This is a genomic window from Stenotrophomonas sp. TWI819, from assembly GCF_039673075.1.
Classification (GTDB): Bacteria; Pseudomonadota; Gammaproteobacteria; order Xanthomonadales; family Xanthomonadaceae; genus Stenotrophomonas; species Stenotrophomonas rhizophila_B.
Window position 1 is genome coordinate 1 of sequence record NZ_JBDJKY010000004.1, and the last position, 24,087, is coordinate 24,087.

At 67.7% G+C, this 24,087-nt stretch carries 23 protein-coding genes; 12 read left to right on the top strand and 11 right to left on the bottom strand.

Going from position 1 to position 24,087, the window contains the following annotated elements; all coding sequences use genetic code 11:
• Positions 1-94 precede the first annotated feature (94 nt).
• Positions 95-2,227 (bottom strand): methyl-accepting chemotaxis protein, encoded by a 2,133-nt coding sequence (locus tag ABE463_RS06610; RefSeq protein WP_346467609.1) that lies wholly within the window; start codon positions 2,225-2,227, stop codon positions 95-97.
• Between the two features lie 181 nt (positions 2,228-2,408).
• On the opposite strand from ABE463_RS06610, the gene ABE463_RS06615 reads away from it, so the two are divergent.
• Both ABE463_RS06615 and ABE463_RS06620 read left to right on the top strand, forming a co-directional pair.
• The gene (locus ABE463_RS06615; RefSeq protein WP_346467610.1) at positions 2,409-2,861 is read left to right on the top strand and encodes an Rrf2 family transcriptional regulator; all 453 of its coding nucleotides are present in this window, start codon (positions 2,409-2,411) and stop codon (positions 2,859-2,861) included.
• Positions 2,851-3,759: an NAD(P)/FAD-dependent oxidoreductase gene (locus ABE463_RS06620; RefSeq protein ID WP_346467611.1), complete on the top strand. Its 909-nt coding sequence runs from the start codon at positions 2,851-2,853 to the stop codon at positions 3,757-3,759. Before ABE463_RS06615 ends, ABE463_RS06620 begins: the two co-directional genes overlap by 11 nt.
• Positions 3,760-3,851: 92 nt before the next feature.
• On the opposite strand, the gene ABE463_RS06625 is transcribed toward ABE463_RS06620, so the two are convergent.
• Positions 3,852-4,811 (bottom strand): aldo/keto reductase, encoded by a 960-nt coding sequence (locus ABE463_RS06625; RefSeq protein WP_346467612.1) that lies wholly within the window; start codon positions 4,809-4,811, stop codon positions 3,852-3,854.
• A 224-nt stretch (positions 4,812-5,035) separates the two neighbouring features.
• Here ABE463_RS06625 and ABE463_RS06630 point away from each other — a divergent pair, with 224 nt between their 5' ends.
• Entirely contained in the window at positions 5,036-5,845 is an 810-nt protein-coding gene (locus ABE463_RS06630) for a methyltransferase (protein ID WP_259262074.1), read from the top strand.
• Positions 5,846-5,972: 127 nt separating this feature from the next.
• Complete coding sequence (locus ABE463_RS06635; RefSeq protein WP_346467803.1) at positions 5,973-6,515, top strand: pseudouridine synthase; 543 nt, start codon at positions 5,973-5,975, stop codon at positions 6,513-6,515.
• A 56-nt stretch (positions 6,516-6,571) separates the two neighbouring features.
• On the opposite strand, the gene ABE463_RS06640 is transcribed toward ABE463_RS06635, so the two are convergent.
• Both ABE463_RS06640 and hrpB read right to left on the bottom strand, forming a co-directional pair.
• On the bottom strand, positions 6,572-6,961 hold the full coding sequence (locus ABE463_RS06640) for a hypothetical protein (RefSeq protein ID WP_123729857.1): 390 nt from the start codon (positions 6,959-6,961) through the stop codon (positions 6,572-6,574).
• A gap of 183 nt (positions 6,962-7,144) precedes the next feature.
• Entirely contained in the window at positions 7,145-9,649 is a 2,505-nt protein-coding gene (gene hrpB, locus ABE463_RS06645; RefSeq protein ID WP_346467613.1) for an ATP-dependent helicase HrpB, read from the bottom strand.
• 90 nt (positions 9,650-9,739) lie between these two features.
• On the opposite strand from hrpB, the gene ABE463_RS06650 reads away from it, so the two are divergent.
• On the top strand, positions 9,740-10,261 hold the full coding sequence (locus ABE463_RS06650; RefSeq protein ID WP_346467614.1) for a hypothetical protein: 522 nt from the start codon (positions 9,740-9,742) through the stop codon (positions 10,259-10,261).
• Positions 10,262-10,313: 52 nt separating this feature from the next.
• A complete protein-coding gene (locus ABE463_RS06655; protein WP_346467615.1) occupies positions 10,314-11,111 on the top strand; it encodes a TatD family hydrolase in 798 nt (265 codons plus the stop codon).
• Between the two features lie 22 nt (positions 11,112-11,133).
• Here ABE463_RS06655 and ABE463_RS06660 read toward each other — a convergent pair whose 3' ends face one another.
• Genes ABE463_RS06660 through ABE463_RS06675 form a run of 4 tightly spaced genes read right to left on the bottom strand, consistent with a single transcriptional unit; the run spans position 11,134 to position 14,730 of the window.
• Entirely contained in the window at positions 11,134-12,030 is an 897-nt protein-coding gene (locus ABE463_RS06660; RefSeq protein WP_346467616.1) for an NAD-dependent epimerase/dehydratase family protein, read from the bottom strand.
• A gap of 5 nt (positions 12,031-12,035) precedes the next feature.
• A complete protein-coding gene (gene panE, locus ABE463_RS06665) occupies positions 12,036-12,974 on the bottom strand; it encodes a 2-dehydropantoate 2-reductase (RefSeq protein WP_346467617.1) in 939 nt (312 codons plus the stop codon).
• Positions 12,974-13,774 (bottom strand): ABC transporter permease, encoded by an 801-nt coding sequence (locus ABE463_RS06670; RefSeq protein WP_019185458.1) that lies wholly within the window; start codon positions 13,772-13,774, stop codon positions 12,974-12,976. Before ABE463_RS06670 ends, panE begins: the two co-directional genes overlap by 1 nt.
• On the bottom strand, positions 13,771-14,730 hold the full coding sequence (locus tag ABE463_RS06675; protein ID WP_121040818.1) for an ABC transporter ATP-binding protein: 960 nt from the start codon (positions 14,728-14,730) through the stop codon (positions 13,771-13,773). Before ABE463_RS06675 ends, ABE463_RS06670 begins: the two co-directional genes overlap by 4 nt.
• Positions 14,731-14,834: 104 nt before the next feature.
• Between ABE463_RS06675 and ABE463_RS06680 the strand changes: the two genes are divergently transcribed.
• From ABE463_RS06680 to ABE463_RS06700, 5 genes are all read left to right on the top strand, one after another.
• Positions 14,835-15,584 carry a ferredoxin--NADP reductase gene (locus ABE463_RS06680; RefSeq protein WP_346467618.1) on the top strand — a complete coding sequence of 250 codons (750 nt, stop codon included), beginning with the start codon at positions 14,835-14,837 and terminating at the stop codon, positions 15,582-15,584.
• A gap of 97 nt (positions 15,585-15,681) precedes the next feature.
• Positions 15,682-16,851, top strand: coding sequence for a GGDEF domain-containing protein (locus ABE463_RS06685; RefSeq protein WP_346467619.1), 1,170 nt, complete (start codon positions 15,682-15,684; stop codon positions 16,849-16,851).
• Positions 16,852-16,982: 131 nt separating this feature from the next.
• Positions 16,983-18,491, top strand: a complete 1,509-nt coding sequence (locus tag ABE463_RS06690; protein ID WP_259261996.1) for an alpha/beta hydrolase — start codon at positions 16,983-16,985, stop codon at positions 18,489-18,491.
• A gap of 34 nt (positions 18,492-18,525) precedes the next feature.
• Positions 18,526-19,272: an ATP-binding cassette domain-containing protein gene (locus tag ABE463_RS06695; RefSeq protein ID WP_259261997.1), complete on the top strand. Its 747-nt coding sequence runs from the start codon at positions 18,526-18,528 to the stop codon at positions 19,270-19,272.
• Entirely contained in the window at positions 19,269-20,453 is a 1,185-nt protein-coding gene (locus tag ABE463_RS06700; RefSeq protein WP_121040808.1) for an ABC transporter permease, read from the top strand. The genes ABE463_RS06695 and ABE463_RS06700 overlap by 4 nt, the downstream gene beginning before the upstream one ends.
• An 87-nt stretch (positions 20,454-20,540) precedes the next feature.
• On the opposite strand, the gene ABE463_RS06705 is transcribed toward ABE463_RS06700, so the two are convergent.
• The 3 genes from ABE463_RS06705 to ABE463_RS06715 all read right to left on the bottom strand — a co-directional run bounded on the left by ABE463_RS06705 (position 20,541) and on the right by ABE463_RS06715 (position 23,254).
• Positions 20,541-21,269, bottom strand: coding sequence for a transposase (locus ABE463_RS06705; RefSeq protein ID WP_346467620.1), 729 nt, complete (start codon positions 21,267-21,269; stop codon positions 20,541-20,543).
• Between the two features lie 190 nt (positions 21,270-21,459).
• The gene (locus ABE463_RS06710; protein ID WP_259261999.1) at positions 21,460-22,455 is read right to left on the bottom strand and encodes an energy transducer TonB; all 996 of its coding nucleotides are present in this window, start codon (positions 22,453-22,455) and stop codon (positions 21,460-21,462) included.
• Between the two features lie 187 nt (positions 22,456-22,642).
• The gene (locus tag ABE463_RS06715; protein WP_121040802.1) at positions 22,643-23,254 is read right to left on the bottom strand and encodes a TIGR00645 family protein; all 612 of its coding nucleotides are present in this window, start codon (positions 23,252-23,254) and stop codon (positions 22,643-22,645) included.
• A gap of 106 nt (positions 23,255-23,360) precedes the next feature.
• On the opposite strand from ABE463_RS06715, the gene ABE463_RS06720 reads away from it, so the two are divergent.
• Positions 23,361-24,050 (top strand): glutathione binding-like protein, encoded by a 690-nt coding sequence (locus ABE463_RS06720; RefSeq protein WP_346467621.1) that lies wholly within the window; start codon positions 23,361-23,363, stop codon positions 24,048-24,050.
• The last annotated feature ends 37 nt before the right edge of the window (positions 24,051-24,087 follow it).

Consider the following 24,087-nt stretch of genomic DNA (forward strand, 5'->3'; position numbering starts at 1 on the left):
TGGTTTTTTGTGTTTGTTGTATCTCGGGGGTTTGGTTTTGGGGGCCCCCCCCACCGCGGGTTGGGGCGGGCGGGGGCCGCCCACTACGGCTGCATCACGCCGCGCGCGCCAATCCGCTCACCGCCCCGCGCCCGGCATCCAGCACGAACACATCCACCGCCGCATTCAAGGCGACGGCCTGCTCTTCCATGCTGCGCGCCGCCGCGGAGGCTTCCTCCACCAAGGCCGCGTTCTGCTGCGTGGTCTCGTCCATCTGCACCACCGTCTGGTTGACCTGCTCGATGCCGGCCGACTGCTCCTGCGACGCGGCGGCAATGTCGGCCATGATGTCGGTGACGCGCTGCACGCTGCCGACGATCTCGCCCATGGTCTGCCCGGCCTGCCGCACCAGCGCTGCGCCGCTGTCGACATCGGCCACGGACTGATCGATCAACGCCTTGATCTCCTTGGCCGCACCGGCCGAACGCTGCGCCAGCGTCCGCACTTCGCTGGCGACCACCGCAAAACCACGGCCCTGCTCCCCGGCGCGCGCCGCTTCCACGGCGGCGTTGAGCGCCAGGATGTTGGTCTGGAAGGCGATGCCGTCGATGACGCTGATGATCTCGGCGATCTGCCGCGACGAGCGCTGGATGGCGCTCATGGTGGTGACTACCTGGCCGACCACCTCACCGCCCTGCGAAGCGACGGACGCGGCGCTGATCGAGAGCTGGTTGGCCTGTCGCGCGTGCTCGGCATTCTGACGCACGGTGGAGGTCAGCTCTTCCATCGAGGCGGCGGTCTCTTCCAGATTCGCTGCCTGCTGCTCGGTGCGGCGCGACAGATCGCTGTTGCCCGCGGCGATCTCGCCCGCGGCCGTCTGGATGGACTGGGCCGCATGCTTGATGTCGCCAACGATGGTGGTCAGCTGGCCGGTGGTGCGGGCCATGTCGTCGCGCATGCGCGCGAACACACCGTGGAAATCGCCGTGCATGCGCGCGCTGAGATTCCCGCCGGCAATCGCCTGCAGCACGCGTGAGACCTCGCCCAGATCCTGCTCGGTGGTCTGCATCAGGCGGTTGAGGCCGCCGACCATCTCGCCGAAATCGTGCTGGTAGCGCGCTTGATCACCACGCAGGCTGAAATCACCCAACGCCGCCGCTTCGGCCAGTCGCTTGATCTCGGCATTGATCGCGCCGAGGTTGGCCTTGGCCGTGTCCAGTGCCTGGGTGATCACCGCCTTCTCGCCGGGCAGGCGTTCCATGTCCAGCGACAGGTCACCGACCGCATAGCGGCCCATGATCTCGATGGCGCGCAGCTTCACTTGGATGTGGTTGGCGACCAGGGTGTTGTTCTCGCGGATCATCTGACCATAGGCGCCGGGCAGCGCGTCGGCATCCATGCGGTAGCTGATCTGGCCGGCGTCATGGCGCTGGGCCATCGTTGCCTGGGCGGTCAGTACGGCCTTCAGGGTCTGGGTCACCTCGCTCATCGCCGTGCCGAGACGGCCGATCTCGTCGCGGCTGCGCACCACCACCGTGTGCTCCAGATCGCCGCGTGCGACGGCACGGGCGGCCGCTTCCACCGCGATCACCGGTGCGATCACCGCGCGTCGCAGCCACAGCGCCAGCACCACCAGCAGTACCGCGGCGGCCAGCGCCGTCGTGATCGCCGATGCCACCAGCGCGGCACGTGCGCGCTCGGAGGTGGCATTGGTTTCAAATTCGGCACGTTCGTTGGCGCGTGTCGCCAGCGCGTCCAGCGTGGTCCCAACGCTGCGGTCCGCGCCACGTACCAGCGCATCGGCCGCCTGGGTGTCATAGCCACTGGCGGCAAACGCCTCCAGCGCACCGCGGTAGCGGGCCTCAAGGGCACGATGTTCGGTCACGAACTGGCTGGCCAGCGTGCGCGTCTGCTCGTCGCGGCTGGTGGCGAGTGTGCCCGCCAATTCGGCGATGCGGCGTCCTTCCGCATCGAATGCCGCCAGGTGGCGTTCGCGCTGTGCGTCGTCCGCCCCGCGGATCAATACGTTCTTCCACTCCTGCACCTGCAGGCGGAACTCGCGCTGCAGCAGCTCGGCCTGTGCCTTGCGGGCAAGCTCGGGAGGGACCTCGGTGGAGAGGTTGCGCCACGCCGAACCGAGCCCGGCCAGGGCGGCGAGGACGATGATGATCAGGCCAAGCGACAGCGCGCCCAGCAGTTTGAACTGAAGACTCAGGGCGCGTGGATGCGCCGGTGCGGAGGACGTCATGGGAAATGAAAAGTGGGGAAGGGCAATGCGGTATCGGTCTGCCTAAAGCAGGCTGAAGTGCGATGCCAATCACGGTTACCGTTCCATTAAACGTTGTGATGACGGCGTGTAGATGAAAATTGGTCACACATGGAACGAAACAGGACTGGACAGGCAACTATTATGTAACTATCGTAGTTACATGAAATCCAGCAACCAGTTCTCCGACGCGCTGCACGTGATGGCCCATCTGGTCGGCCAGGACGGCCCGCGCACCTCCGAGCAGCTCGCCACCTGCCTGCCAACCCATCCGGTGGTGATCCGGCGCCTGCTGTCCGCTCTGCACAAGGGCGGGCTGGTCACCAGTGTGCGTGGCCATGGCGGCGGCAGCCAGCTGGCCCGGGAACCGGCGCAGATCACGCTGTATGACGTGTACGTGGCCATCGGTGCGCCTGCGCTGCTGCACACCGGCGCCCGCGAGACCGGGCGCGGCTGCCCGGTGCAGCGCGTGGTCAACGACGCGCTCGACGACAGTTACCGCCAGGCCCAGGCCCTGCTCGAGGCCCGCCTGCAGGACACCACCCTGGCCACCCTGGGCGAGGCCTTCGCCCGCCATCTGGCCCACCACGCTGCAGGAGTTCCCCATGACCTTTGATGCGATTGTCGTCGGCGGCAGTTTCGCCGGCCTGTCCGCCGCCCTGATCCTGGCGCGCGCCCGCCGCGAGGTGCTGGTGATCGACAGCGGCCTGCCGCGCAACCGCTTCGCCGCGCATTCGCACGGCGTGCTCGGCCAGGACGGCATCGCCGGCGCCGAGCTGCTGCGCAACGCCAAGACCCAGCTGCTGGACTACCCCACGGTGCGGTGGATCAGTGACACGGTCACCACCGCCCAACCAACCGTGGATGGCTTTGTGGTCGGCACCGAAAACGGTGACAGCTGGGCCACGCGCAAGCTGCTGCTGGCGACCGGCATCCGCGACGAACTGCCCGAATTGCCCGGCCTGGCCGAGCGCTGGGGCCACAGCGTCGTGCACTGCCCGTACTGCCACGGCTACGAAATCGGCGGCGGCGCGATCGGGCTGCTGGGCGGGCATGAGAAGTCCGCCACCATGGCCGCGTTGCTCGCCGACTGGGGCGACGTCACCCTGTTCGCGCACGGCATGACGCTGGAGGCCGACGACCTGGCCGCGCTGCAGCGCCGCGGGGTCAGCATCGAGCATGCGGCGGTGGTTGGCCTGGAAGGCGAGGCGCCAGCCCTGAGTGCCGCCGTGCTCGCCGATGGCCGCCGGGTTGAACTGCGCGCGCTGTTCGTCACCGCCCGGCAGCACATGGCGGCACCGCTGGTCGAGCAGCTCGGCTGTGCGCTGGAGGACAGCCCGATCGGCGTGCTCATCCAGGTCGACGCGGGCAAGCAGACCAGCGTGCCCGGCATCTACGCGGCGGGCGATGCAACGCTGGTGGGCAATATCAGCCTGGCCAGCGCCGAAGGCGTGCGCGCCGGGGTGAGCATGCACCACGCGCTCGTCGCCGAGGACAGCCGGGCCAGCCGATAACATCAGGGGCTCGGCCGGTCCGGGAGCGGAACGCCCGCCCCAAACGGAAACAACCGCCCTGCGGCGGCTGTCCGTGGCAAAGACCTCTGGGCTCAGGCCTGTTCGGCGCTGGCGTCATCCAGCTGCTGAACATCCTGCGCCGACAGCGCGACGTTCGCGGCCGCCAGCACCTCCTTCAACTGCTCGACACTGGTCGCACTCACGATCGGTGCGGTGATGCCGGGGCGCGCGATCAACCACGCGATCGCCACCTGCGATGGACTCACACCATGCGTGCTGGCCGCATCGTCCAGCGCGCCCAGGATGCGCAGGCCGCGCGGATTGACATACTTGTCGACCACGCTCTGGCCGCGCGCGCTGCTCTTGCCCGCGTCGGCAGTGCTGCGGTACTTGCCGCTGAGGAAGCCGCTGGCCAGCGAGTAGTAGCTGATCACCCCCAGCTGCGCCTCGCGCACCACCGCTTCCAACCCGGCCTCATAACCGGCGCGGTCGTACAGGTTGTACTCCGGCTGCAGCGTTTCATAGCGTGGCAGTTTGTAGTCGGCCGATACCCTCAAGGCATCGCGCAGACGCTCGGCGCTGTAATTGGAGGCACCGATCGCGCGCACCTTGCCTTGTTCGATCAGGCGGCCGAACGCGGCCAGCGTGGTCTCCAGCGGGGTGGCTTCATCATCTTCGTGCGCTTGGTACAGATCGATCACATCGGTCTGCAGGCGGCGCAGCGAATCCTCCACCGCGGCGGTGATGTTGTCAGCGGACAAGCCAGGGCGCTCGGCCCACTTGGCGACCTTGGTCGCCAGCACGACCTTGTCGCGCTTGCCGCTGTGCTTGAACCAGCGGCCCAGAATGGTTTCCGATTCGCCGCCCTGGTTGCCGGGCACCCATGCCGAATATGCATCGGCGGTGTCGACCAGGTTGAAGCCGGCATCAACGAAGGCATCGAGCAGGGCGAAGGACGTCTTCTCGTCCGCACTCCAGCCGAAGACATTGCCGCCGAAGGCGATGGGGGCGACATGGAGGCCGGAACGACCGAGTTCGCGCGTAGCAGTCATGGGTGATGTTCTCCCTGGGAATCGTTTCCACAGGATACGGCCGGCGTGGTGACAGCGTTGGGGCAGCAGGCACAAAACAGTGTTCCGGATTGCTGCGTCGCACTAACGTTTTGTGAACACCTGTACACGCTTCGCTGCTAGTCTCGCGGCATCCCGCTACCGGAAGCTCGCCGATGAAAGCCCGTTCGTTGACCTGTGCCTGCCTGTTCACTGTTTCCACCCTGATGCTTGCCACGCCCGCGATGGCGATCAAGCCCGCCGGCCCGAACGCGCAGGTCGCGATCACCCCGGCCGTGCAGAAGGCCGTGCAGGACAGCCGCCGCGATCCGGCCAACGTCAAGCGCGATGCGTATCGCCATCCGGCGCAGACGCTGTCGTTCTTCGGCGTCGCACCGGGGCAGACCGTCATCGAAGTCACCCCGGGCAGCGGCTGGTATTCGGAAATCCTGGCGCCGCTGCTGCACGACAAGGGCCAGTACGTCGCCGCCGTGGTCGACCCGATGGCCGTGGCGGAGGGACGGGGCCGCGACTACCAGCAGCGCAGCCGCGATGGGCTGGACAAGAAGTTCGCCGGCAACGCCGCGGTGTTCGGCAAGAGCCGCGTTGTGGCCTATGACCCGAAGGCACCGGTGTTCGGCCCGGCCAACTCGGCGGACGTGGTGCTGACCTTCCGCAACGTGCACAACTGGCGCAGCAGCGGCCAGGCCGAAGGCATGTTCAAGGGCTTCTTCTCGGTGCTCAAGCCGGGCGGCGTGCTCGGCGTGGTGGAACACCGCGCCAAGGCCGATGTACCGGCAGACGACAAGACCGGTTACGTAGGCCAGCAGCAGGTGATCGCGATGGCCAAGGCGGCCGGTTTCGAACTGGCTGGCAGCAGTGAGATCAACACCAACCCGCGCGACACCAAGGATTACCCGAACGGTGTGTGGACGCTGCCGCCGACCAACCAGCATGACGCGGCCGATGAGGCCAAGTACCAGGCGATCGGCGAAAGCGACCGCATGACGCTGCGCTTCGTGAAGCCGGGCAAGTAAGACACCCCGCGCGGGTGACCGCCCGCGCGTCCTGCTCAAATGAAGATCATCGGCTGACGTTCGCCGCGGATCGCGGCGGCGGCACGGGGATGGGACAATGGGCCATCCCACCGCCGCTGTTGCCTCGATGCTGATCGCCTTCAACAAACCGTTCAACGTGCTGTGCCAGTTCACCGACCGCAGCCAGCCGCCGCGCGCGACCCTGGCCGGTTTCGGGCTGCCACCGGCGGTGTACGCGGCTGGCCGGCTGGATTACGACAGCGAAGGCCTGCTGCTGCTCACCGATGACGGCGGCCTCGCACACCAGTTGACCGATCCGCGGCACAAGGCCGACAAAACCTATTGGGTGCAGGTGGAAGGCACGGTGACCGATGAGCAGGTCCAGGCGCTGCGCCGTGGCGTGCTGCTCAACGATGGGCCAACGCTGCCGGCCGGTGTCGAACGGCTGGAACCGTCGCCTGAGCTGTGGCCGCGCACGCCGCCGGTGCGTTTCCGCAAGACGGTGCCCGATGCGTGGCTGGCGATCACGCTGCGCGAAGGCCGCAACCGGCAGGTGCGACGCATGACCGCGGCGGTCGGACTGCCCACGTTGCGCCTGGTGCGTGTCTCAATGGGCGCGCATGCGATCGGCGATCTTCAACCCGGCCAATGGCGCGAGATCGGATACTAAAAAACCGCCGGTAGCGACCGGCGGTTTCGATGCACGTGCGGTAACGCGTCAGCGAATCAGGCGTCGCTGCCGATATCGCTGGTTTCGTCCACCACGGTCTCGTTGCGGCGGTTGCGTGCGCTGATGCGCTGCGCCTGGCCGTTCACCACGCCGCCGTTGGCAAGCTTCTTCTTCTGCTGCTTGCGGTACAGCGCGTAGCCCAGCAGCCCCACGCCGACAGCGGCGGCGGCGATGGTCACGGCCGGATTGCGGCGCACCACCTTGGCGGCGACCTTGCTGCCGGTCTTGACCGCGCCGAGTGCGGCACCGGTCTTGATCCAGTCGGTGGCCTGCGGCCCGAAGTGACGCAGGTTGCTGCCGGCATGCTTGAGGCCGTCACCGGCGGTGCTGGCGAGGTCCAGGGCACGCTCGAGGGCGCGGTCGGTAATCACAGTCAATCTGCTCATGGGGGGTCCTTGCCTAAAGGTTCTGATCCAGTGTCGCGCGGTGGCCGTGTAGGGCGTGTTATCCATTTGCTACGACCGGATCACGACTGTAGCCGGTTCCTTGCGCTGCGCGAGCCACGTGCCCGGCGATGGTCAGGTGACAGCCATGAATGCGCGCATCGGGTGAGGAAGGGGGCGGGCTGCTCACGTGCCGCGCGGCTTGGCGCGGTGTGTCGCGTTCGCCGTCCACGGATCGTCCGGCCACGGATGCCGGGGATACCGCCCCTTCATTTCCTTCTTCACCTCGGCGTAGGTGTTCGCCCAGAAGTTGCGCAGGTCCTGGGTGACCTGCAGCGGGCGGCCGCCAGGGGACAGCAGGTGCAGCGTCAACGGAATGCGGCCGTCGGCGATGCGCGGGGTATCGCTCAGGCCGAACAGCTCCTGCAGTTTGACCGCCAGCACCGGCGCCTGCGGGCTGATGCCGTCGGCATCCACTGCGTAATGGATCGGGCGCTCCATGCCGGAGGGCACGGTGATGCGGACCGGGGCGTGGCGATCGATCAGCTGGCGTTGCGCCCACGGCAGTGGTGACTTCAACGCTTCGCCGAGGCTGGATTCGTCGAGGGCATCCAGGCGTGTCTTGCCATTGAACGCGGGCGTCAGCCAGGTCGGCAGCGTCGCCATCAACGCTGCATCGGAGACGTCCGGCAACGCCAGCTCCGGCATCCACGCACGCACGGCCAGCGCCCGTGCCTGCCACTGGCGCAGGCCGTCCGTCCACGGCAGTGCCTCCAGCCCGAGTTCGGCCACGGCCTCGGTCAGGGCCCTCGCGGCATGCGCGGGATCCACGCGACCGGCCGAGCGGCTGTCCAGCACGATGCGATCGAAACGGGTTTCGCGCCGCGCGACCAGCGCACGCTTCTCCCCGTCCCAGCGCACCACGTCCTCCTGCGTGAAGCGCGCCGGGAAGTCACGGCGCAGGCGGTTCTCGTCCACCGGCGCGGCGCGCAGCAGCAATGCGTCGCGCGCCTCATAGCGCAGTTCAACGGCAACCAGCCACGGCTCACCGCGCAGGTCGCTGGGATCAAACAAGCGCGCGCTGCGGCCGTTGGCCAGCAGGTAGCGCAGCGGATCGGTCGGGTGGCGGGCGGCGACCCGGTCCGGGAACGCATGTGCGAGCAGGTCGCCGAGCTGATGCGCTTCGACTGAGGAAGGGGGCGCGGCATCACAGCGCAGGCGTCGCCGCCACTGTTTGCTGGCGGCATCGATCGTGGCCAGGCCGCCGCGGTTGGCGTCGTGGGGTGCCCGCCCTTGGCGGAACGCCGCCAGCGCCCGCCACCGCGTGGCGAGCGCATCACCGCCCTGGCGCAGCGGATCGCGCGCTTCCACCAGCGCGGCCAGATCGCAGGCCAGGGCCTGCTCGACACCCCTGCCTGCCGCCATCAGCATCGCCGCCAGGCGCGGATGCGTGCCGAGGGTCAGCATGCGCCGGCCCAGCGGGGTCAGTGTGCCGCTGTCGCTGAGCGCGCCCAGGCGCTGCAGCAGTTCACGCGCGGCGGCCAGTGCACCGGCCGGCGGTGTATCGACGAAGCGCAGGTCGTCACTGCCCCAGGCAGCCAGTTCCAGTGCCAGCGAGGCCAGTTCCACCTGCGCGATCTCGGGCCGACGCTGTGCCTCCAACCGCTGCGACTGCGGCCACAAGCGCCACGCCCAGCCCTCGGCGACACGGCCGGCACGGCCGGCACGCTGATCGGCCGAGGCCTGCGCGATGTTCACCACGTCCAGGCGCGCGAAACCGCTGTTGGGGTCGTAACGCGGCTCGCGTGCCAGACCCGCGTCGATCACCACCCGCACGCCGGGCAGGGTCACCGATGACTCGGCCACGTTGGTGGCCAGTACCACGCGGCGCCGACCGCCGGGATCGGGCTGCAGCACCTGCGATTGCTGGTCCACCGGCAGCTCGCCATGCAGCGGCAGTACCTGCACGGCCGGATCCAGCACGGACTGCAGCGCGGTCTGCACGCGCGCGATCTCGCGCTGGCCGGGCAGGAACACCAGCACATCGCCAGGATGCTCGGCCAAGGCCTGCTCCACCGCTCGCCGTGCCTGCGGTTCCAGCGCCTCGTCGCGGCGGGACGGGAAATGCGCGATCGTCACCGGGAAGCTGCGGCCCTCGCTGCTCAGGCGCGGCGCATCGAGAAACTGCGCCAGTCGCTCGCCATCCAGCGTGGCCGACATCACCACGATGCGCAGGTCCTCGCGCAGCTGCGACTGCACGTCCAGCGCCAGGGCCAGGCCCAGATCAGCGGCCAGATGCCGTTCGTGGAATTCGTCGAACAGCAGCGCGCCCACGCCCTCCAGCAGCGGGTCGTCCTGCAGCATCCGGGTGAGGATGCCTTCAGTCACCACCTCGACACGGGTACGAGCGGAGATCTTGTTCTCGAAGCGGATGCGGTAACCGACGGTCTCACCGACGTTCTCGCCCAGCTGACGCGCCATGAACTGCGCGGCGCTGCGGGCGGCCACGCGGCGCGGCTCCAGCATGATGATCTTCCGGCCTTCCAGCCATGGCGCATCCAGCAAAGCCAGCGGCACCTGGGTGGTCTTGCCGGCGCCCGGTGACGCTTCCAGCACCAGGCGCGTGCCGCGCTCCAGCGTGGTCAGGATCTGCGGCAGCAGTGTGGAGATGGGGAGAATCGGGGGGCTCATGGCACAAGGATACGGCGTCCGCTGCGCAGCGCATTGCCAGCGCGCGGCGGGCGTGTTCCCCTGTGCCGCCCTGACCCCATGGATACCCCGATGCGCTGCGCTCTACGCGTGCTGTCGTTGTTGATCGCAGGCGCCATGGCGCCGTTCGCTGCCATCGCTGCCGAGCTGGCCACCGCCGAGGCGGACACGGCGCTGCACGCACCCTACGATGGCAACCACTGGGCCGTGCTCGTGCGGGCGCAGATCCAGGCGCGCTACCTGCCGGTGGGGTTGAGCGATGACGCTGCGATCCAGCGCGCACTGGCCGATGGCACGTTGCGCGAAGCGGTGTATCCGAGCCTGCAGCTGGCCGACGATGTGGCTTACATCACGCTGAAGGCATTGGCGGGCAGCACGCTGGACCGTCGCAAGGACATTCTGGGGTTGTGCCGGCGGACGGATGGCTTCGCGCTGCTGCTCGATGACACCCCTGATTGCGACGACGATGCCGCGCGCCGCCTGCGTTTCGACGCCACCGCCGACGGCGCGCTGACGTGCCGCGACTGCGCAGCGTTCGGCCTGCCTACGCGGTGGGAGCGCCATGATCGCCCCGCGCGCGGGGCGTCCGATTGAGCCTGCCGGGGCGCAGGTACAATGGCCGGGTTTCCCGTCCTGCAGCAGCCCCATGCAACTGATCGATATCGGCGCCAACCTCACCCACGATTCCTTTGATCGCGACCGCGACGCCGTGCTGGCGCGTGCGCGCGAGGCGGGGGTGGTGCAGATGGTGATCACCGGCGCCAGCCGCGAGCATTCGCCGATGGCGCTGGATCTGGCCCGCCAGCATCCGGGGTTTCTGTACGCGACCGCGGGCGTGCACCCGCACCATGCGGTGGAATACACCGACGAATGCGACGCGGAAATGCGCGCGCTGCACGCCCATGCCGAGGTGGTCGCCGTGGGCGAGTGCGGGCTGGACTACTTCCGTGATTTCTCGCCGCGCCCGGCGCAGCACCGTGCCTTCGAGCGCCAGCTGCAGCTCGCCGCCGAGAACGGCAAGCCGCTGTTCCTGCACCAGCGTGACGCCCATGCCGATTTCATGGCGCAGATGAAGAATTTCGACGGCAAGCTCGGCCCGGCGGTGGTGCATTGCTTCACCGGCGAGCGCCAGGAACTGTTCGACTACCTGGACCAGGACTGGTACATCGGCATCACCGGCTGGTTGTGCGATGAGCGCCGCGGCGCCCATCTGCGTGAGCTGGTCAAGCACATCCCGGCCAACCGCCTGATGATCGAGACCGACGCACCGTACCTGCTGCCGCGCACGCTCAAGCCGCTGCCGAAGGACCGTCGCAACGAGCCGATGTTCCTGTCGCACATTGTTGAAGAGCTGGCCCGCGATCGTGGGGAAGACGTGGCGACCACGGCCGCCAATGCGACGGCGGCTACGCGCGCGTTCTTCCGGTTGCCTGACGCGGCCTGAGAAGGTAGGTACCGGTCGTGGGCTACCGCAGCGCAGGGCGTCCGTCGCCGTGGGCCCACGCATCGTCCAGTCCTTCGCGGTACGTGGTGAAACGCGGCTGCCACTGCAGTGCCGCGCGCGTGGCGCGGCCATCGATGCGCTTGTTGCTGGTGTAGAAGCGGCGCAGGGAGGCGGCCACCTCCGGTGCGTCCCACGCCTGCGCGGCAGGCAGCGGCAGCCCACTCAGCACCGCTGCGTACGCCAGCACATCCTGTGACGGCGCTGGTTCGTCATCGCTGAGCAGATACAGCGCATGGCCTTCGGGGCGCTGCATTGCCGCGAGCAACCCGCTGGCCAGGTCCTCCACATGCAGCCGGTTGAACACCTGCCCCGGCCGCACCACCTGCCTTGCCTTGGCCTGCGCCAGCTGCACCAGCGCATTGCGCCCGCGCCCGTACAGGCCCGGCAGCCGGAACATCGCCGAGGCGATGCCGCGGGCCTGCGCGAGGGCCTGCCACTGCTGTTCCGCGTATAGACGTTTCAGGGCGGTCTCATCGGTCGCATCGGCGGTGGACGCCTCGTTGACCCAGCCGCCAGCGCGGTCGGCATACACCGCGGTCGAAGAGAGATAGCCCACCCAGCGCAGGGCAGGGCTGTCACTCAGCGCATCGGTGAGCAGGCGCAGGGCCGGGTCACCCTCTGCATCCGGTGGCACGGCGCAGACGATGGCCTCGGCCGTGCGGATTGCCTCGCACAGGCCCGCGCTGATCGGTTCGCCTGCCACCAGACGGTGGCGGAGCAGCCCATCCTCCGGCGCACTCGCCGGATCACGCACCGTGCCACTGCAGGCCACGCCGTGCGCGTGCAGCAGCGCGGCCAGATGCCGGCCGCTGTAGCCCAGGCCCAGCACCAGCACGCGGGCGGGCGGCGCGGTAGGCATCGTGCTCAGGCGCTGCGCAGCTGCTGGTAGGCCTGCAGGTGCGCATAGGCCACCGCCAGCAGCGGCGCCGCCTGTCCGGCTGCGCGTGCACGCACCAGCATGTCGCCGACGATATGCCCGGCCTCCACCTGCTGGCCGGCCTCCAGATCGCGCAGCATCGAGGCCTTCAAGGCCGAGCCGGCCTGGGTGGTCGCGGTCAGCGCGATCTCGCGTGCCTTGGCCGGAATCGGCTCGCCAGCCGCCTCGGCAACGGCCACGCATTCGTCGTAAAGTCCGCGCACGATCGCCGCACCGTCATCGGTGGCCACGATCGTGCCGACATCGGCGCGCATCAGGCACGTCGCCGCCGCCAACGTGGTCAGGAAGGTGTACTTGATCCACTGCTCCTGGCCGATGGTATCGGTGGCGACGTGGTCCACCCCGGCCTGCACACAGGCCGCCGCCAGCGCCAGCACGCGCGCGCTGCTGCCGGTGCCGTCGCGCTCGCCGAAGGTCAGCTTGGCCGCCGGCGCCAAGTGCACCACCGCGCCGTCGGCGGCCTTGGTCGCGCTGATGAAGCACAGCCCGCCCAGCACCGCGTCGCGGCCGAAGCGCGCATCGAGATCGGCGTAATGGCGCAGCCCGTTGAGGATCGGCAGCACCGTGGTGCGCGGGCCGACCGCCGGGGCGATCGCTTCTATCGAACTGGCCAGGTCGTAAGCCTTGCAGCTCAGGATCACCAGATCGAACGGCTCGGCGCTCGCCAGTGCGGGCAGCGCCTCGGCGGTGACGTGCTTGACCGGGAACGTCGCATCGCCCAGCGGGCTGCGCAGCACCAGCCCTGCCGCGTCCAGCTGCGCCGCGCGCGCCGGGCGCACCAGGAAGGTCACGTCCACGCCAGCCTGGGCCAGGCGACCACCGAAGTACCCGCCGGTGCCGCCGGCGCCGAGGATCAGGATGCGCATCAGCTGCGCATCCCCACACCACGCTTCAGCAGCCACAGTGCCAGCGCGGTCAGTGCGACCACGAAGCCGATCATCAGCGCGTAGGCCACCCACAGCGGCACGTCGCTGGTGCCCAGCAGGCCGTAGCGGAATGCGTTGACCATGTAGAAGATCGGGTTGGCGTGCGTGGCCGCTTCGGCCCACGTCGGCAGCAGCTTCACCGAATAGAACACGCCGCCCAGGTAGGTCAGCGGGGTCAGGATGAAGGTCGGCACGATCGCCACGTCATCGAACTTCTTGGCGTACACCGCATTGATGAAGCCGGCCAGCGAGAAGATCGTCGCGCCCAGCAGCACCGTGGTCAGCGTCACCAGCGGATGCGGGATGCGCACCGGGGTGAAGAACATCGCGATGATCAGCACGATCACGCCGACCATCAGGCCGCGCAGCACCGCACCGGACACATAGCCCCACAGGATCACCCAGTTCGGCATCGGGCTGACCAGCAGCTCTTCCACGTGGCGGCCGAACTTGGCGCCGAAGAACGAGGAGCTGATGTTGCCGTAGCTGTTCTGGATCACGCTCATCATCACCAGGCCCGGCACGATGAACTGCATGTAGCTGTAGCCGCCCATCTCGCCCACGCGCGAGCCGATCAGCCCGCCGAAGATCAGGAAGTACAGGGTCATGGTGATCGCCGGCGGCACCAGGGTCTGGCCCCAGATGCGCAGGATGCGCGCCACTTCACGGCGCACGATGGTCATCAGGGCGATGCGGTTGCGCTGGCCGTCGGTCAGGACCGGGGTCGGGGTACTGCTCATGCCACGTTCTCCTGGTTGCCGGTGAGGCGCACGAACAGCTCCTCCAGGCGGTTGCTCTTGGTGCGCATCGAACGCACCCGGATACCGGCGGCGTTCAAGGCGTCAAACACGCGGTTGAGGTCCATCGCACGCGGCATGTCCACATCCAGCGTGTGGCTGTCGGTGGCGATCAGGATCGCGCCGTCGATCTCCGGCAGCTGGGCCGGCAGGCTGCCGTCGATGTCGAACAGGAAGCCTTCCACGTCCAGCTTGGCCAACAGTTCGCGCATCGGGCCCTGGGTGACGATCTGGCCGTGATTGATGATGGCCAGGTTCCGGCACAGGTGCTCGGCTTCTTCCAGGTAATGGGTGGTGAGAATGATCGTGGTGCCGGCGGCGTTGATCTCCTTGAGCACGCGCCACATGTCGCGGCGGATCTCGATGTCCACGCCGGCGGTCGGCTCATCCAGGATCAGCAGGCGTGGGCGGGTCATCATCGCGCGGGCGATCATCAGCCGGCGCTTCATGCCGCCGGACAGGGTGCGGCTCATCACCTGCGCCTTCTCCCACAGGTGGGCGCGCTTGAGCTCTTCTTCGGCCATCTTCTCGGCCTCGGCACGCGCCACGCCATAGAAGCCGGCGTAGTTGACCAGGATGTCGAAGGGCTTTTCAAACAGGTTGAAGTTGATCTCCTGGGGGACCAGGCCGATCAGGCGCATGGTGGCGCTGCGGTTGCGCACCAGGTCGCTGCCGAATACCTCGACCTGGCCTTCGCTGAGGTTCACCAGCGAGCTGATGATGCCGATCAGGGTCGACTTGCCGGCGCCGTTGGGGCCCAGCAGGGCGAAGAAGTCGCCCGGGGCCACGTCCAGGGAGACGCCCTTCAGCGCCTGGGTGCCGTTGTCATAGGTTTTGCGGAGGTCACGCACCCGCAGGGCGGGCGCGGCGGTGGGCGCGGGAGTGTTCTGGGAAGCCAAGCTCTTGCCTTCGCGCCTAAGGGCTGGCGCTGGATAGGGGCGGGGAGCGGCTATTATAGAAGACCCCGAGGGCTCGCCCCGGCTACACACTGTCCCGAAACGTCGTGCCTGCCCAATTCCCCCTCAAACTGGTCGACCGGCGCATGCTGGCGCCCACCATCGGCCATTACCAGTTCCTGCGTGATGACGGCCAGCCGCTGGATTTCCAGCCCGGCCAGTTCATCCAGGTCCATTTCGAGTACGCCGACGGCACTGCCACCAAGCGCAGTTACTCGCTGGCGACCATTCATGATCATGCGCTCGGCGCGGGCGACGCGGTCGATATCGCGGTCAGTTTCGTCCCCGGCGGCGCCGCCACGGCCCTGTTCGAGGGCCTGGACATCGGGGGTCACGTCAGCGCCAGCGGCCCGTTCGGCCGGTTCTGCCTGCAGCCGGGCGACCACAACGCCCGCTACCTGCTGATCGCCACCGGAACCGGGGTCACCCCGTACCGGTCGATGCTGCCGCTGCTGGCGACCGCCATGGCCGAGCGCGGGGTGGAGGTGGTCCTGCTGCAGGGTGCCAGGACGCCGGCCGAACTGCTCTACAGCGAGGACTTCTATGCCTTCGCGGCTGCCCATCCGGGCTTCCGCTACGTGCCGTGCCTGTCCCGCGAGCTGCCGGAGAACCCCCATCCGGACGTGCGCCACGGCTACGTGCAGCAGCATCTGGCCGAATTCGCCCCGAACCCGGCCACCGATATCGCCTATCTGTGCGGCAACCCGGACATGGTCGATGCGACGTTCGAGGCGCTGAAAGACGCCGGCCTGCCCACGCCGCAGGTGCGGCGCGAGAAGTACGTCAGCAGTAAGTAGTCCCCCGGCAGCCGTGCCTCAGGGCAGGGCCGCCAGCGGCATCGGCGCGCAGCGGGAGGTAAGATGCGCCGCGCGCCGCTTCCGCCTGGCTGACCCGATGCCCCTGGATTTCCCCACCATCGCCGTGCTCGGCTTCCTGCTGTGCCTGGGCATCGCCATGGGCTTTTCACTGCTGCTGCTGGTACTGCGGCGGCAACCGGCACTGCGGCTGTGGACGGCCAGCCTGTGGATGCTCTCGGTCAGCCTGACGCTGGTGGCGCTGCGGCCCCATCTGCCGCAGGTTGCGGGCATCCTCGTCGGCAACCTCGCCGTCGCGCTGTCCGGTCTCCTCATGCTGTATGGCGTGGCGCGCCATCTGGGCCGCCGGCTGCCCGGGTGGGAGCCGCTGGCATTGGCCGCCACCTATCTCGGCGCCATCGCCTTTTTCCTGGTGGTCCATCCCAGCCTGGTCATCCGGCTGAATGCGTTCAGTGTATTCGCGGTGCTGCTCAACGCCTGGATGGCGTGGTTGCTGCTGCGCCACGCGCCGCCTGCCCAGCGCACCAGCTGCCGGCTGGCAGCGGCGGTGTTCGCCGCGCAGGCCCTGTTGTACCTGGTACGCCTGTTCCTGCCGGTGGCGCCGGATGCGGGCGAGGACATCATGCGCGCTGGTTCGCCGGTATTCGCCACGTATCTGGCCGGCCTGATACTGGAGCTGGCCCGTTGTTTCGCCTTGGTGCTGCTGCTGGTGGAACGGATGCTGGTCGATCTGCAGCGGCTGGCGCGCACCGACGTATTGACCGGCCTGCTCAACCGCGGTGCCGTGCTCGCTGATGGCGCGAACCTGTTGCAGGCGGTGCGCCGCACGCCGCGGCCGCTGGCCCTGCTGCTGCTGGACGTGGACCACTTCAAGCAGATCAACGACCGCTGGGGGCATCTGGCGGGCGATGCGGTGCTACGGCATGTGGCCGACGTGCTGGCCGGCTGCGTGGCCGACCGCGAGCACCTGCTCGGGCGCTATGGCGGCGAGGAGTTTGTTGTGGTGTTGCCCGGAGCCGATGCCGCGCAGGCACTGCAGTGTGCGGACCGGATCCGGCGTTCGCTGCGCGAATCACCGGCCCGCGTGGAGAGCCTGCTGGTGCCGGTCACGGCCAGCATCGGCCTCGCCATCGATGCGGGCCGTGACGACATCGCACGCCTGCTCGGCGACGCCGATACCGCGTTGTACCGTGCCAAAGCCGAGGGGCGCGACCGCACCATCAGCGCAGCGGCGATCCTGGTGGACTGACGCCGCTCGGCGGGTCCACAGGAAGATCTTCGTGCACCGGGCGCAACGGCGGCCTCAACGCGTGTAGTCACATCCGCGCCGCCCGGTCGTCATGGCATGCTGAGACCCTTCACTCCAGGACGAGATCGACCATGCGACTTCCCTGCCGTCCCCTGGCCAGCGCAGCAGTCCTGCTGCTGGCTGCCTGCCAGGCTGCCCCGGAGGCGACGCCCAAAGCGGCAGAGCGCCTCTACGGGACGCTGGCATTCCAGCCCTGCACCCTGACCAGCGCGCAGGCCAGCGCGAATGTCGAAGCCCAATGCACCACGCTGCAGGTGCCGGAGAACCCGGCGTCACCGGACGGTCGCAAGATCGGCTTGAACATCGCCTGGCTGGGCGCCGGCAACGATGGCGCGGGCAACGGCGACCCCGTCTTCTTCGTCGCCGGTGGCCCGGGCCAGGCCGCGACGGAGGTTGCCGCACCGGTCAACATGGCACTGCGCGACGTGCGCAAGCAGCGCGACATCTTCCTGATCGATCAGCGCGGTACCGGCAAGTCCAATCCGCTGAGCTGCCTGGATGCACAGGGCAAGGAACTGCCGCTGGACGAGAATGCGGCGCCGAGCAGCACGCTGATCGAGGACTACGCCCACCAGTGCGCGCAGTCGCTGACCGGCCGCGCCGATACCCGCTTCTACACCACCACCGAGGCCATCGGTGATCTGGATGCGGTGCGCAAGGCGCTGGGCGTGGACAAGGTCAACCTGGTCGGGGGCTCCTACGGCACCCGCGTGGCACAGCAGTACGCCGCGCGCTACCCGCAGCACACCCGCACGGTGGTGATCGATGGGGTGGTGCCGAACGATCTGGTGGTTGGCGGTGACTTCGCCAACACCTTCGAAGATGCGATCAGCCTGCAGTCGGCGCAGTGCCGCCAGGATCCGATCTGCGCCAAGCGCTTCCCGGTGGATACCCGCACGCAGCTGCGCAACGTCATGGCGACCCTGGCCAAGGCGCCGGTCGAGGTCGACTACCGCAACCCGGGCACCGGTCAGGCAGAGCATGGCGTACTGACCGCCGATTCGGTCACCGCCCTGGCGTTCATGTTCTCGTACATGCCCGAGCTGTCCTCGCTGCTGCCGGTCATGCTGGATGAAGCTGCACAGGGCCGTTATGCGCCGCTGATGTCGCTGAGCAAGATGGCCAGCCGCACCCTCGGCGTGCAGATGAACCGGGGCATGCAGTGGTCGGTGCTGTGCGCCGAAGATGCTGATCGCTACCAGGAAGGTGCGCAGGGCGACCGCGTGCTCGGCCCGGAAGTGGCGCGCATGTTCTTCGCCGCGTGCCCGGCCTGGAACGCCGGTTCGCGACCAAAGGATTTCACCGCGCCGTTCGCCTCGACGCTGCCGGTGCTGCTGCTGTCGGGCCAGTTCGATCCGGTCACACCGCCGCGCTACGCCGAGCAGGTGGTCAAGCAGCTGCCCAACGGCCGTCACCTGCTCGCCAAGGGGCAGGGCCACGGCACGATCAACGCCGGCTGCATGCCGCGCATCCTCGGGCAGTTCATCGACACGGCCGACGCCAAGTCGCTCGACGCCACCTGCCTGGATACCCTCAGCCCGGTGCCGGCATTCACCTCGTTCAATGGATGGGCCCCATGAACCGTACTTCGTACCGCACCGGGGAGAGGCGCGCATGATCGTCGCCGAGAACCTGCATAAAGCTTTCAAGACCAAGACCGGCCTGATCCAGGCCGTCCAGAACGTGGGCTTCCAGGCCGAAGACGGCCGCATCACCGGCCTGCTCGGTCCCAATGGTGCCGGCAAGACCACCACCATGCGCATGCTGTACACGCTGATGAAACCTGATCAGGGCCGCGTGCTGGTCGATGGCATCGACGCGGCGGTGGACCCGGTCGCAGTGCGTCGCCAGTTGGCGGTCCTGCCGGACGCGCGCGGGGTTTACAAGCGCCTGACCGCGCGCGAGAACATCGCCTACTTCGGCCAGCTGCACGGCCTGAGCGCGGCGCGGATCCGTGAGCGCACCAAGGTGTTGGCCACGGCGCTGGAGATGGATGACATCCTCGACCGTCAGACCGAAGGTTTCTCGCAGGGCCAGCGCACCAAGACCGCGATCGCCCGCGCGCTGGTGCACGACCCGCGCAATGTGATCCTGGATGAGCCCACCAACGGGCTGGACGTGATGACCACGCGCGCGCTGCGCGGGTTCCTGCGCGGGCTCCGCGACGAAGGCCGCTGCGTGATCTTCTCCAGCCACATCATGCAGGAGGTGGCGGCGCTGTGTGACCACGTGGTGATCATCGCGCAGGGCACGGTGATGGCCGCCGGCAGCGCCGATGAGCTGCGCGCACAGACCGGGGAGAGCAACCTGGAAGATGCCTTCGTCAAGGCGATCGGGACTGAAGAAGGATTGCACGCATGAGTTCGTTCGCCACGCTGTTGACCGTGATGCGCAAGGAACTGCGCGATCTCTCCCGTGACCGTCGCACGCTCGCGCTGACGCTGCTGCTGGGGCCGTTGCTGTACCCGGTATTGATCCTGGGCATGAGCAAACTGGCCGAAAGCCGGGTGAAGACGCAGATCGAGCAGCCGTTGGAAATTCCGATGATCGGCGGCGAGCATGCCCCCAATCTGGTGCGTTTTCTGGCGTCGCAGGGTCTGAATGCGACCGAGGCACCGAAAGACCTCACCGAGGCGATCCGCAGCCAGCGGATCGATGTGGCGCTGCGCATCAGCCCGGACTTCGGCAAGGACTGGGCCGACGGCCGCCCGGCGCTGGTCGAGATCATCAAGGACAGCACCCGCCGCGCTGCCGATATTCCCAGCAGCCGCCTGGAAGCGGCACTGGGCGGCTACAGCCAGCAGGTCGGTGCGCTGCGCCTTCTTGCCCGTGGCATCGATGCGCAGGTGGCGCGACCGCTGGACGTTGCCGCGCAGGACCTGGCGACCGCCGAAGCCAAGCGCGGGATGATGCTGTCGGTGCTGTTGCCGATCCTGCTGACCATCACCTCGTTCCTGGGCGGCGCCTACCTGGTGATGGATACCACGGCCGGCGAACGTGAGCGGCAATCGCTGGAGCCGCTGCTCGCCACTCCGGCACCGCGCAGTGCGATCGTCAGCGGCAAGATCGCTGCGGCCTGCGCTGTCGGTGTGGCGTCGCTGTTGCTGACATTGGCGGCCTTCAAGATCAGCGCGCAGCTCTCTTCCGGCGGGGTAGGCCGGCAGCTCAACATGGGCTTCCTGCCGATGCTGCAGATGCTGCTGATCATGTTGCCGATGCTGTTCATCGGCACCTCGCTGCTGACCTTCCTCTCGGCGGCCGCCAAGAGCATGAAAGAAGCCCAGAGCCACATGACCTGGCTGATGCTGCTGCCGATGCTGCCGGGGTATGCGCTGATGGTGTACCCGATCAAGAGTGAGCTGTGGCAGTTCGCGGTGCCGTTCCTGGCGCAGAACCAGATGCTGCTCAAGATCATCCGCCACGAAGCGATCAGCCCGCAGATGTGGGCGGTTTACCTCGGCGCGGGCTTCGGGCTGGCGGCGCTGTTCTGGTACGCGGCGGTGCGTCGCTACCACCAGGAGCGGTTGGCGATTTCGGGTTGATGCACGAAGGGCTCCGAAAGGGGCCCTTCTTCTTAACGGGGACGGAGGTAGTTAATAACAGGGACGGAGGTAGTTAATTCGGTGGTGTCAGGCGGTCCCGGGACGCTGACCGATGGTCTGCTGGTCGCCGGTCTCCTTGACCGGTCTTCCCGCAGGCCTGCAGACCACGGACCTCTGCAATGCCCGCCCAACCATGTCTTGGAAGCGCGGGCTGCCCAACGCGCGCTCCTGCGCGACGTAGGCCACGATCCGCTCTCGTTCGTCTGGTTGAATGCTGGCCCGCAGCCATTCGCTGTACGCATTCGCACGCGCTTCCGGCGTAGGGCCCAGGAGGGTGTAACAGGGATGTGGTGTCAGCATCGGGTTGTGCTCAAGGCCGAGGTACACCCGAACGCTGGACCATCGATATTCCTCTGGAAACGCTACCATCGCGGCCCGTACCGGATTCAGCTCGATGTATCGATGCACCATCAACAAGTAACCATCGGAATCCACCAGGCAGGATTTGAACCGGCCCTCCAGCAACGTACCGCTCCGCACATGTCGCTTGTTGAAGTACTGCACGTAGTTCTGCCCACACTGCCGCATGGTTGGGGCCAGCCCCTCCGCTGTAGACGGTGTGATCAGAAGATGGACGTGGTTGCCCATCAGCACGAACGCGTGAATGGCAACCGCCTGCTTGCGGCAGGCATTGCGCAACAGGCGCAGGTAGTGACGCCGGTCTTCATCGTCGATGAACAGTGCAGCGCGATTGACCCCACGTTGTATGACGTGAAGCGGGATGCCAGGGAGAACCAAGCGAGCGGAACGGGGCATGGTCGGCAACGTTGATGGCGAACCGTTACCTTGCAGACCCACGCAGGAAAAAGAGCTAGGCCTGTGGTGCACGCAGCCGTAGGAGAAGCGCGCTTAACTACCTCCGTCCCCGTTATTAACCACCCCCGTCCCCGTTAAAGAAAAGGCCCGGATCGCTCCGGGCCTTTCCTCATCCAACGTGACGCCGCGATCAGCCGCCTTCCGGTGCGAAGGCAAGCGTACGGCGCGTCGTGACCGGTGCACCGACCGGCTCGAACTTCCAGCGCTTGACCGCGTTGAGTGCTTCGCGATCGAACACGCGGGCCGGGGTGGCGCGCAGCACACGGGCGGCGGTCACCGAGCCGTCGGTGCCGACCGTGAGTTCGACCAGCACCTCGCCCGAGGTGCCCGAGCGCAGGGCGTCGGCCGGGTAGCGTGGAGCGGGCGTACTGACCGGGCGCAGGCTCGGTGCGACGGCGGCCTGGCGGGTGGCCGCAGCCTGCTGGGCAGCCGCCTGCTGCTGGCGCTGTTCGGCCTCGCGACGGGCGGTGGCCTGGCGCTCGGCATCCTGCGTATCACGACGCGCGGCTTCCTGCTGCGCGGCGATCTGGCGTGCGGCCTCGGCTTCGGTGGTCTGTTGCTGGGCCAGGCGCTGCTGTTCGACCAGCTGCTTGGCGCGGGTCTCGGCGTCCTTCTTGACCTTGTCGGTCTCTTCCTGGGTGCGCTTGAGGGCGGTCTGCATGCTGCCGCTGATGCCCTGCTTCAGACGCGGCAGCGCCGGGGCGGTCGGGTCGACCTTTTCGATCAGCGCGACCAGCCGCTGGGTCTCTCCGAAGTCCTCGCGGCCCAGGTTCTGTTCGGCGGCGATCAGGGTGTAGGGCAGCAGATCGGTCAGCGCGCTCTTGACCGAGGCGTCATCCGGGGTCTTGTCGCGCAGCGCCAGGTAGTACTCGATGGCATTGTCGCCGGCCGGGGCGTACATGCGGTTCTCGCGCAGCGCCTTGCTGGCCAGCTCGCGCAGTTCCTCGGTGCCCATCGACTGGACCTTGGCCGACACCGCCGGTGCGGCCGGGGCAGCAGTGGGGGCCACAGGGGCCGCCGGCGTCGCCGGTGCGGTCTCGTCCTTGCCCGAGCAGGCGGACAGGGCCACCAGCAGGATCATCGGCGCGAACAGCCGCGCCGGGCCATGAGTCTTGACGTGCGACATCCAACTCCCCTTTGAAGACGACGATACGTAGGGCCTGATGCGGTCAGGCCGACCGAAGACCATGGACGTTTCCCGACGTCCACGGCGGACCCGCAGGTGTGCAATCTAGCATCACCCCGCCCGGCCCGGGGGCCAGGCGGCCAGGGCAGGGGGCATCCTCACCGATGCCGCCGCTGCCGTGCAAGCCTCAGTGAGACAGTGCCTTGCTTGGCGTGCCGCTCATCAGCTTGTCGGTGTAGGCGATGCCGATCGCCGAGAGGATGAAGGCGCCATGGATGATGGTCTGCCACATCACACCGTCGGAGGTCATCGTGGAGCACTTGATGACATCGCCCACGGCGGCGACGGCCTTCAGGTACGCCTCGCTGTTGCAGGCGGGCAGGGCGCCCAGGTTGCCGGCACCAATGAAGGTCTTGAGCAGGTGGATCGAGGAGATGCCGATGATCGACAGCGCCAGCTTTACCTTCAACACGCTGGCGTTGACGTGGCTCAGCCACTCCGGCTGGTCCGGATGACCTTCCAGGCGCAGACGCGAGACGAAGGTTTCATAACCCCCGACGATCACCATCACCAGCAGGTTGGAGATCATCACCACGTCGATCAGGCCCAGCACCAGCAGCATGATTTCCTGCTCGCCCATCTGGTTGGCCTGGTGCAGCAGGTGCCACAGTTCCTTGCCGAACAGGAACACGTAGACGCCCTGGGCCAGGATCAGGCCGAGGTACAGGGGCACCTGCAGCCAGCGCGAGGCGAAGATGAGGGTGGACAGGGCGTTCGGGGATTTCGAGGTCGAGCTCATGCTGGAATGCTGCGTTGCGGGGACGGCGCAGCGTAACGGTCCGGCTTGACCCTGCCAAGCCGAGTGACGGACTAGACTCGGGATTCTCTCTTCGCGAGCCCTCGCCATGATCGATCTGTACTACTGGCCTACCCCCAATGGCCACAAAGTCACGCTGATGCTGGAGGAAACCGGGCTGCCGTACCGGATCGAGCCGGTGAACATCGGCGCCGGGGACCAGTTCACGCCTGCCTTCCTGGCGATCTCACCCAACAACAAGATGCCGGCCCTGGTCGACCACCAGCCCACCGACGGCGGCGCCCCGCAAAGCGTGTTCGAGTCCGGCGCGATCCTGCTGTACCTGGCCGAGAAGACCGGCCGCTTCCTGCCGGCCGACACCCGCGGCCGCGTGGCCGTGCTGGAATGGCTGTTCTGGCAGATGGCCGGGCTCGGCCCGATGAGCGGGCAGATGGGCCATTTCAACGTCTACGCGCCCGAAAAGATTCCCTATGCGATCGAGCGCTACAACAACGAAGTGCGTCGCCTGCACGGGGTGATGGACAAGCGCCTGGCGCAGAGTGCCTACCTCGGCGGCGATGACTACAGCATCGCCGACATGGCCAGCTACCCGTGGATCGGGGCCTACGACACGCTCCCGGTGGACTTTGACGCCTTCCCGAACCTCAAGCGCTGGCATGACGCGATCGCCGCCCGTCCGGCCACCCAGCGCGCGTATGCCCTGCGCGAGAAGGTGAATCCGGAGGCCGGCAAGCCGCTCAGCGAGGAAGAGCGCAAGCACCTGTTCGGCCAGCGCTGACGCGTTGGTCGCCTGCCCGGTCATGCCGGCCGCTGGC